3 protein-coding genes are annotated in these 2,871 nt (G+C 59.8%); 2 read left to right on the top strand and 1 reads right to left on the bottom strand.

From position 1 onward, the window contains the following. The first annotated feature begins 115 nt into the window (after positions 1–115). Positions 116–1,399 carry a Zn-dependent hydrolase gene (locus QMX93_RS30370; RefSeq protein ID WP_282359286.1) on the top strand — a complete coding sequence of 428 codons (1,284 nt, stop codon included), beginning with the start codon at positions 116–118 and terminating at the stop codon, positions 1,397–1,399. Between the two features lie 94 nt (positions 1,400–1,493). Further along, positions 1,494–2,408, top strand: coding sequence for a DHH family phosphoesterase (locus QMX93_RS30365; RefSeq protein WP_282359285.1), 915 nt, complete (start codon positions 1,494–1,496; stop codon positions 2,406–2,408). A gap of 97 nt (positions 2,409–2,505) precedes the next feature. On the opposite strand, the gene QMX93_RS30360 is transcribed toward QMX93_RS30365, so the two are convergent. Next, positions 2,506–2,703, bottom strand: coding sequence for a hypothetical protein (locus QMX93_RS30360; protein ID WP_053121391.1), 198 nt, complete (start codon positions 2,701–2,703; stop codon positions 2,506–2,508). Positions 2,704–2,871: the final 168 nt, after the last annotated feature.

Below are 2,871 nucleotides of genomic sequence, written 5' to 3'. Positions count from 1 at the left end.
CCCACAGGGGTACGCATTCCAAATGTGGGAGCGAGCTTGCTCGCGAAGACGGCCTCACTTGCGGCAGAGATGTATCTGAAGAAACTCATAAGAAAAGCAGCCTGAGGAGATCCCCATGAACGCAGCCGTAGACGTTCTGCAATCAACCCATCAGCACATCAACCGCGATCGCCTCTGGGCCTCGCTCATGGAGCTGGCCAAGCTCGGCGCCACGGTCAAGGGCGGGGTCTGTCGCCTGGCCCTGACCGACCTCGACCGCCAGGCCCGCGACCTGTTCGTGCAATGGTGCAAGGACGCCGGGTGCAGCGTCACGGTCGATGCCGTCGGCAACATCTTTGCCCGCCGGCCGGGGCGCAATCCCGACCTGCCGCCAGTGATGACCGGCAGCCACATCGACACGCAACCCACCGGTGGCAAGTTCGACGGCTGCTTCGGTGTGCTCGCTGGCGTCGAGGTTCTGCGCACACTCAACGACCTCGGCGTGGAAACCGAAGCGCCGCTGGAAGTGGTGGTCTGGACCAACGAAGAAGGCTCACGCTTCGCGCCATGCATGATGGGCTCCGGCGTGTTCGCCGAAAAATTCACCCTCGAAGAAACGCTGGCCAAGGTCGATGCCGAGGGCATCACGGTCGGCGAAGCACTCAATGCGATCGGCTACGCCGGCCCGCGCAAAGTCAGCGGGCATAAGGTCGGCGCCTACTTCGAAGCACACATCGAACAAGGCCCGATCCTTGAAGACGAACAGAAAACCATCGGCGTGGTGCTCGGTGCGCTGGGGCAGAAGTGGTTCGACCTCAAACTGCGCGGCGTCGAGGCCCACGCCGGCCCAACCCCGATGCACCTGCGCAAAGATGCACTGGTCGGCGCCTCGGTCATCGTCGGCGCCGTCAACCGCGCCGCCCTCGGCCATCAACCGCACGCCTGCGGCACGGTCGGCTGCCTGCAAGCCTATCCCGGCTCGCGCAACGTCATTCCCGGCGAAGTGCGCATGACCCTCGATTTCCGGCATCTGGAACCGGCACGGCTGAATTCGATGATTGCTGAAGTGAAGCAGGTCATCGAAGCGACTTGTGAGGAACATGGCCTGACTTATGAACTGTCCCCCACCGCCGACTTCCCGCCGCTGTATTTCGAAAACGGCTGCGTGGAAGCGGTGCGCGGCGCGGCGAAAGGCTTGGGGTTGTCGCACATGGACATCGTCAGCGGCGCTGGCCACGACGCAATCTTCCTCGCCGAACTTGGGCCAGCGGGGATGATTTTCGTGCCGTGTGAAGGCGGGATCAGCCACAACGAAATCGAGAATGCCGCGCCGGATGATCTGGCGGCTGGGTGTGCGGTGTTGTTGCGGGCGATGCTCGCGGCTTCGGCGGCGGTGGCAGCCGGTAAAGCCGCCGCATAAACATCAACAGATCGCAGCCCTGTGTAGGAGCTGCCGCAGGCTGCGATCTTTTCCTGTCACCCGAATGTCATGAAAATGTGCGACGTTGCCGCCCATGAAAATCATCACCTCCGGCGCGTCCTATCTGGACATCGACGCCTACGCCTGCTGCATCGCCTACGCCGAATTACTCAATCTGCAAGGCATCCCCGCCCGCGCCGTCAGCAGCGCAAAACCCAACACCAGCGTCTCGAAAACCGTGCTTGATTGGGGTCGCGCTTTTCAAACGCATGAACCATCGCTGACTGACGAATTCATCTTGGTCGACGTATCCGACTATCACCATTTCGATCCACTGGTCGTGCTCGATCAGGTCGTGGAAGTCATCGACCATCATCCAGGTTACGAAAATTACTGGGCAAAGAAACTCGGTTCAGCCGCCGACATCCGCCCGATCGGCGCTGCGGCAACTCAGGTCTTTCAGCGTTGGCAGATCTCAGACTTGCTAGCAAAAATCAGCGAACAAAGTGCCGCACTGTTGGCCACCGCGATCCTCGACAACACCCTGAACTTCACCAGCCAGATGACCACCGCAGCGGACATCGACGCCTACGCCGAACTCGCGTTTCGGGCGAAACTCGCGACCGACTGGCCCGAGAAATACTTCCTCGAATGCCAGGCCAGCATCGAATCTGACCTTGCCGATGCCTTGGCAGCCGACCTGAAACGCCTGAAACCCGAAAGCAATCTGCCGCAAGTCTTCGCACAAATGACCGTGTGGGATGCCGATGCGTTGCTGCAAAAGCATCGGCCAGCGATCAGCCAATGGATGGCGGAGCAGGGCGATGACTGGATGCTGAATGTCATCAGCATCCGCGACCGGAAAAGTTGCTTGCTGGCAGACCCGGTGTTGAGCCAACGCAAACTCAATCGTCTGCTGACACTGGACTGGCACGCCGGCATGGCCGTCCACGCACCCTCAATCCTGCGCAAAGAACTACTCAAACTGGGCCTACACACAAACCTGTAGGAGCCGAGCTTGCTCGCGAAGGCGTCGTGTCAGGCAAATCACATCTGCCTGACACAATGCCTTCGCGAGCAAGCTCAGCTCCTACAAGGGTTAGCGATTAATCCAGGGTGAGGTTTTTTGTTCGGCGGTCATTGCCCTGCGGATTACCGATATCCAGCAACCGCCTCTCCACCAACACATTTTCCAGCGCCTGACGCTCGAACGGCGCCATTTGGTGTTCGCGCTTTTTCAGCTCCAGCAAAATGGGGCTGGACCAGGTGCGGTAGGTCTGTTCGATCGTGCGACGCGACGTCATCAGTCTCTCCTTGATCAAGAGCCCAGGGGCTCAGTCCGATGAGGGAGTAACGTTAGACGACAAACCCGGAAGGCGCGAATACGACGATCCCGTGTAGGAGCTGCCGAAGGCTGCGATCTTTTGACTTGGTTTTTTAAAAGACAAGATCAAAAGATCGCAGCCTTCGGC

The sequence above is a fragment of the Pseudomonas sp. PS01303 genome (assembly GCF_029959385.1).
In the GTDB taxonomy this organism is placed as follows: Bacteria; Pseudomonadota; Gammaproteobacteria; order Pseudomonadales; family Pseudomonadaceae; genus Aquipseudomonas; species Aquipseudomonas rustica.
This window is presented reverse-complemented; position numbering and strand designations above follow the sequence as displayed.

Excerpts from the sequence above, each read along its gene's own strand:
- QMX93_RS30370 (WP_282359286.1), top strand. The coding sequence starts at position 116 with ATGAACGCAGCCGTAGACGTTCTGCAATCAACCCATCAGCACATCAAC.
- QMX93_RS30365 (WP_282359285.1), top strand. The coding sequence starts at position 1,494 with ATGAAAATCATCACCTCCGGCGCGTCCTATCTGGACATCGACGCCTAC.
- QMX93_RS30360 (WP_053121391.1), bottom strand. The coding sequence starts at position 2,703 with ATGACGTCGCGTCGCACGATCGAACAGACCTACCGCACCTGGTCCAGC.